This window comes from Halolamina salina, assembly GCF_042678005.1.
GTDB classification, from domain to species: domain Archaea; phylum Halobacteriota; class Halobacteria; order Halobacteriales; family Haloferacaceae; genus Halolamina; species Halolamina salina.
The window spans coordinates 2523-8775 of the sequence record NZ_JBHUDH010000092.1 but is presented as its reverse complement, the minus strand read 5'-3'; the positions used below and the strand labels follow the sequence as shown (position 1 = coordinate 8775).

General features: G+C 68.1%; 8 protein-coding genes. 5 read left to right on the top strand and 3 right to left on the bottom strand.

Going from position 1 to position 6253, the window contains the following annotated elements:
• From ACFR9S_RS08695 to ACFR9S_RS08685, 3 genes are all read right to left on the bottom strand, one after another.
• On the bottom strand, nt 1–367 hold a 367-nt coding region (locus ACFR9S_RS08695), incomplete at its 3' end, for a succinylglutamate desuccinylase/aspartoacylase family protein (protein ID WP_379818435.1).
• Between the two features lie 66 nt (nt 368–433).
• Nucleotides 434–1090: a DUF4396 domain-containing protein gene (locus ACFR9S_RS08690; protein WP_379732261.1), complete on the bottom strand. Its 657-nt coding sequence runs from the start codon at nt 1088–1090 to the stop codon at nt 434–436.
• 43 nt (nt 1091–1133) lie between these two features.
• Nucleotides 1134–1910, bottom strand: coding sequence for an SDR family oxidoreductase (locus ACFR9S_RS08685; protein WP_379732263.1), 777 nt, complete (start codon nt 1908–1910; stop codon nt 1134–1136).
• A gap of 528 nt (nt 1911–2438) precedes the next feature.
• Here ACFR9S_RS08685 and ACFR9S_RS08680 point away from each other — a divergent pair.
• The 5 genes from ACFR9S_RS08680 to ACFR9S_RS08660 all read left to right on the top strand — a co-directional run.
• Nucleotides 2439–3290 carry a HoxN/HupN/NixA family nickel/cobalt transporter gene (locus tag ACFR9S_RS08680; protein WP_379732002.1) on the top strand — a complete coding sequence of 284 codons (852 nt, stop codon included), beginning with the start codon at nt 2439–2441 and terminating at the stop codon, nt 3288–3290.
• 111 nt (nt 3291–3401) lie between these two features.
• Nucleotides 3402–3794, top strand: a complete 393-nt coding sequence (gene sdhC / locus ACFR9S_RS08675) for a succinate dehydrogenase, cytochrome b556 subunit (protein WP_379732003.1) — start codon at nt 3402–3404, stop codon at nt 3792–3794.
• 1 nt (nt 3795) lies between these two features.
• Complete coding sequence (locus ACFR9S_RS08670; protein ID WP_379732004.1) at nt 3796–4164, top strand: succinate dehydrogenase/fumarate reductase transmembrane subunit; 369 nt, start codon at nt 3796–3798, stop codon at nt 4162–4164.
• Nucleotides 4165–4166: 2 nt separating this feature from the next.
• Nucleotides 4167–5051 (top strand): succinate dehydrogenase/fumarate reductase iron-sulfur subunit, encoded by an 885-nt coding sequence (locus ACFR9S_RS08665; RefSeq protein WP_379732005.1) that lies wholly within the window; start codon nt 4167–4169, stop codon nt 5049–5051.
• A gap of 1 nt (nt 5052) precedes the next feature.
• The coding region (locus ACFR9S_RS08660; protein WP_379818434.1) for an FAD-binding protein at nt 5053–6253 on the top strand (1201 nt) is incomplete at its 3' end.

Sequence of the window (6253 nt, the reverse complement as noted above, 5' to 3'; positions counted from 1 at the left end):
CGCCGGCGTACTCCCACAGCGTCGCCGCCATCCGCTCGTGGAGCGTCCCGTCCTCGTCGCCGGGCCAGCAGCGGTTCATGTTCGCGTTCACCGAGTCCAGCGCCTCCGGCGCGGTGTAGGAGACGCGATCGAACGTGATCGGGTCGGCGACGGGGACGGCGATCAGCGTGCCGGAGAAATCGTCCTCCCGCGCGAGCAGTTCGCCGTGGAGCCGCCGGAGCACCTCGCTCCCGTTGATCTCGCGGCCGTGTTGGGCCGCCTGCACGTACAGCGTCGGCCCGTCGCCGTCGCCGTACGTGTGGACGGTCGTCTCCAGTTCGACGCCCGAGGGGAGCCGCGCCAGCGTGATCCGCTCCGTGTCGTGCATGGTCGGAGTCAGGAGCGCGGGGGCCTTTGGCCCACCGGCCGATCCGTTCCCCGCGAACGTGCTCGGTCACATCTCGGAGGGGTCGCCCATCCCCTCCTTCACGCCGAGCCGGAGCAGCCCCAGATTGACTGGGTAGGCTGCGAGAAAGCCCAGCGAGAGCGACACCGCCAGCGACGCCCAGAACACCGGCTCGCCCATCGTCGACTCGCCGGCGAGGTAGATGTCCGAACCGATCGCGACGGTCTCCATCGCCACGATGCTGCCGGACTCGCTGTACACCGCGTCGGTGAGCGCCTCGCGGAGTCCGACGCCCTCCTGCAGCAGCGGGCCGACGGTGAACGCGACGCCGAACGTGTAGGCGAACGCGAACGTGGTGGCGGCGACGCCGAGCGTGCTCAACAGGAGGATCCCGGCCGCGAGCGTGACGCCGAGCACCTCACCCACCCCGCAGCCGGAGTAGCAGTGGGCCGTCGAGCGCATTCCCCGCCGCAGGAAGCTGTCCTCGGGAATCTGGGTCCGGCCGCTGTACCAGTACACCGCCAGCCCGAGCACCGCCGAGTAGAGCACCGTGAGCGTCCAGACGAGCTTCATCATCGACGGGAGCGCCTCGTTGTTCCGTCGGAGGTCGACCCAGAGCACCCCGACGGAGACGAGGGAGACCGCGAGCCACGCGAGCACCAGTTCGAGCGTCACGAGCTCGTGGAACGCCTGCTGGAGGCTCATCGCGACGTGGGTATCCCGCCGAGCCGTTTGGGCGTGGCGGCCGTCAGACCGCACTCAGCCCGCCGTCGACCGGCAGCCCCGCACCGGAGACGTAGCTCGCGGCGTCGCTGGCGAGAAAGCAGATCGCGTCGGCCACGTCGTCCGGGTCGCCGAAGCGCGCCAGCGGGATCTCGTCCGCGTAGCGCTCGGCGCGCTGGCCGCCGACGGTCGGCACGTCCTCCCGGGTCATCGCGGTGTCGATCACCCCCGGGAGCACGCAGTTCACCCGGATCTCCGGCCCGAGCGCGTCGGCCATCGACTTCGTGAGGTTCTGAACCGCGGCCTTCGACGCCGAGTAGACGGGATGGTTCCCCGTTCCGTGGAGCGCCGCGATCGAGGCGAGGTTGACGACCGCCCCCTCCTCCATCGCCTCGGCGGCGACCTGCGTGCCGAAGAACGCGCCCTTGGCGTTGATCTCCATCATCCGGTCGTACTCCTCCTCGCTGATCTCCGCGAACGGGATCGTCCGGAACACGCCGGCGTTGTTCACCATCACGTCGATTCCGCCCAGTGACTCGGCGGCCTCGACGGCGACGCGGAGGTCATCGCGCTCGCGCACGTCGCACTCGACGAAGTGGCCCTCGCGGTCGGTCTCGTCGTCGATGTACTCGTGTGTCGGGCGCGGGTCCTCGGCGCCGCCTGCCGAGTCCGGGATCCGTGGTTCTTCGCGCACGTCGGCGATCACCACGTCGGCGCCGCGTTCGGCCATCCGGATCGCCGTCTTCCGGCCGATTCCGCTGGCGCCGCCGGTGACAACGGCGACGCGGTCTGTCAGGTCCATGCGTGGGCGTTTGGCACGGAGCGACGTGAACGGTGTGGCCGCTGATTCGTGGGTGGTGGGTACTTGGATACCGTTGCTCGGTGTGTGAACTTCCCGGGGGTGACGACAGCAGTGACATCCATCGCCGACAACTGAAACTGCGACCGCAACAGCAGCTCGATCGTTGGCAACTTGTGACCGCAGGGTGCCGAGCACGAGGCTCGGCACAGCGCCGAGTCCCCACCCCTCCCCCCGCGCCGGCGACGACTGCCGNCCCCGTCCACCGCCACCGCACCGCAGCCGGCGGTCGGCGCGAAGCGCGAGCCCCTCCGTGGGCGAGCCGAGCGCGAGGGACGACTGACCGAGTGAAACGAGGGAAGGAGTCGGCTGGGGAGGCCTGTGGGCTGTGCGGGGCGGTGCGGTCGCAAGTGGTCTACGAACGAGATGCTGTTGCTGTTCGCAGTTGCGGAAGCAGCGAACCGAACTACTTCCCAGCCACCAATCTCCGCCTTGCCAACCTCTAAACGCCTCCCTCCACGGCTACCGGATATGCTCCACGGCGAAGCGGTCGGCCTACTCGTCGGCGCCGTCGCACTCGGCGCCGTCCACGGGGTCGAGCCCGGACACGGCTGGCCGGTCGCGGCCTCCTACGCGTTGGATCAGTCGAACAAGTGGCTCTACGGCTTCGCGGCCAGCCTGATCCTCGGCACGGGCCACCTGATCAGCAGCATCGCGATGGTTGGGGTGTTCTTCTACGCCAAATCGTACTTCAGCCTCACGCAGGTCAACGAGCCGATCACGGTCGTCGACGGGATCACGATCGGCGGCCCGGTCAGCCTCGTCGCCGGCGTCCTGCTGATCCTGCTCGGACTGCGCGAGTACTACGGCGGGCACAGCCACGGCCACGGCGGACACGACGACGGCGAAGAACACGATGAGCACGAGCACGGCGATCACGGTCACCACCATCACGAGCACGACGACGACGGCCACCATCACGACGGCCCACACCACGAGCACGACGATCACCACGACGACGACGGCTGGTGGGATCGAGTCAAGACGGCGCTCCCGTTCGTCGGCGGCCACAGCCACGCCAGCGGTGACGAGGCGGCCGAGCGCGGGCTGTTCGGGATCGCGTGGTTCGCGTTTCTGCTCGGGTTCGCCCACGAGGAGGAGTTCGAGATCATCGCGCTGTGTGCCGGCTCGGCCCACTGTCTGGAGCTGATGAGCGCCTACGCGCTGACGGTGATCGCGGGGATCGTCGGGTTCACGATGCTGCTGGTCGCGGGGTACGAACACCACGAGGAGCGCGTCGAGCGGTTCACGCCCTACCTCCCGGCGTTCTCGGCCGCCGTGCTGATCGTGATGGGGGTCGGGTTCGTCTCGGGACTGTTCTGAATCGGCGCGTCGATTCGGGGAATATCGACAGCCGACGGGGAACACGTTCGGCGGCCGGCGTAACCGAGACGGTAACTTCTATACCCTCCGCGAACCGAGTGAACTTGTTACATGAGTCAGTCGTACGATCGGGGAACCGTCGAGGACTTCGGGCGGTGGCGCTCGTTCACTGCCGGCATGTGGGCGTGGCTGTTCCACAAGTTCACCGGCTGGGTCCTCATCGGCTACCTCTTCACACACATCGCCGTGCTCTCGACGGCGCTCCAGAACCCGGGGATGTACAACGACACCATCGTCGGGCTCGAGAGCCTCGCCATCGTGCGCCTGCTGGAGGTGGGCCTGCTCGCGGTGGCGGTGTTCCACATCCTCAACGGGGTCCGGCTGCTGTTCATCGACCTCGGCAAGGGGCTGGAGGCACAGGAGGAGAGCTTCTACGCGTCGCTGGTGATCACGGGCGCGATCACCGTCGCCAGCGTCCCGACGTTCGTCTCGGGGGTGTTCTGAGATGGCGGAACACTACTCCTCGTTCGACCGATCGGGGCGGAAGTGGCTGCTCCAGCGCATCACGGCGGCGTTCCTCGTGGTCGTGCTCGCGTTCCACTTCTTCCTCCTCCACTTCGTGAACCACGCCGCCGACGTGACCTTCGCGGGCACCTCCGCCCGGATGAGCACGTGGACGTACTTCTCGCTGATGGTGCTGTTCCTGCTGACGGCGACGTTCCACGGCGTCAACGGGATTCACAACACGCTCGTCCACCGCGACGGCGTCGACGGCTGGAAGCGGACCGCGATCACGGCGGTGCTGGCGGTCGCCAGCCTCGTGCTGATCGTCCAAGGGCTGCGAACCGCGCTCGTCTGGACCAACCTGTTCTAACTATGAGCACGCAAACCGAACCACCCGAAACCGACGACGAGACCGAATCGACGCCGGAGGCCGAGCCGGAGAGCCCCGGCGACCGCCGCCGCGCGGAGAAGGCCGCCCGCGCCGCCGAGCGCGAGCGTGAGGAGGCCGAGGCCGAACCCGACCTCGGCGAGGACGCGGTCACCCTGAAGGTGTTCCGCTACGACCCCGAGGTCGAGGCGAAGGCCGAACCGCGCTTCGACACGTTCCAGATCCCCTTCGAGAAGGGGATGACCGTCCTCGACGCGCTGATCGCGGCCCGGGACACGTACGACTCCTCGCTCACGTTCCGGCACTCCTGCCGGCAGGCGGTCTGTGGCTCCGACGCGCTCTTTATCAACGGCCGCCAGCGCCTCGGCTGCCAGACCCAGATCGCCGATCTCGACGGCGACGTGGTCCGCGTCGAGCCGCTCCCCCACCAGGACGTGGTGAAGGACCTCGTCGTCGACATGGAGCACTTCTACGACCAGATGGAGGCGGTCGAGCCGTACTTCCAGACCGACGAGACGCCCGACGACGAGCTGGAAGAGCAGTTCCAGACCCCGGAGAACAGAGAGAAGATCAAGATGTCCACCCGGTGTATCTGGTGTGGCGCCTGCATGTCCTCCTGCAACATCGCGGCCGGCGAGGAGTACCTCGGCCCGGCGGCGATCAACAAGGCGTACCGCTTCGCGATGGACGACCGGGAGGGCGAGGAGATGAAGGAGCACCGCATGGAGCTGATCGAGCAGGAGAACGGCGTCTGGCGCTGTCAGACCCAGTTCTCCTGTACCGAAGTCTGTCCGAAGGACATCCCGCTGACCGAGCACATTCAGGAGCTCAAGCGGGAGGCAGTCAAATCCAACCTGAAGTTCTGGTAAGATGAGAGAGTACGACGTCATCGTGGTCGGCGCCGGCGGCGCCGGGCTCCGCGCGGCGATCGCCGCACAGGAGAACGGCGCGGACGTGGCGATGGTGACCAAGCTCCACCCCGTCCGCTCCCACACGGGCGCGGCGGAGGGCGGCATCAACGCCGCGCTGCGCGAGGGCGACGACTGGCGCGACCACGCCTACGACACGATGAAGGGATCGGACTACCTCGGCGACGCCCCCGCGGTGGAGGCGCTGACCCGCGAGAGTCCGAAAGAGACGATCCAACTCGAGAACTGGGGGATGGCCTTTTCCCGCGACGAGGACGGGCAGGTCTCCCAGCGACCGTTCGGCGGCCTCTCCTTCCCGCGGACCACCTACGCCGGCGCCGAGACCGGCCACCACATGCTCCACACGATGTACGAGCAGGTGGTCAAACGCGGGATCGAGGTGTACGACGAGTGGTACGTCACCCGGCTCGCGGTCACCGACGAGGACGAGCCCGAGGAGCGGGACTGCCACGGCGTCGTCGCCTACGACATCAAGCGCGGCGAGATCGAGGGGTTCCGCGCCCGCGACGGCGTGATCCTCGCGACCGGCGGGCTCGGGCAGGTGTACGACCACACCACCAACGCCATCGCCAACACCGGCGACGGCGTCGCGATGGCCTACCGCGCCGGCGTCCCGATCGAAGACATGGAGATGATCCAGTTCCACCCGACGACGCTCCCCTCGACGGGGGTGCTCATCTCGGAGGGTGTCCGCGGCGAGGGCGGGATCCTCTACAACAGCGAGGGCGAGCGGTTCATGTTCGAGGGCGGCTACGCCAACAACGACGGCGAACTCGCCTCCCGCGACGTGGTCTCCCGCGCCGAACTCAACGAGGTGAACAACGGCCGCGGGATCGAGGACGAGTACGTCCACCTCGACATGCGCCACCTCGGCGAGGACCGCATCCTCGACCGACTGGAGAACATCCTCCACCTCGCGGAGGACTTCGAGGGCGTCGACGGGCTGGAGGAGCCGATGCCCGTCAAGCCCGGCCAGCACTACGCGATGGGCGGCATCGAGACCGACGAGTGGGGGTCGACCTGCGTGAACGGTCTCTACGCCGTCGGCGAGTGTGCGTGTGCGTCGGTCCACGGCGCCAACCGGCTCGGCGGCAACGCGCTGCCCGAACTCGCCGTGTTCGGTGCCCGCGCGGGCCGGCACG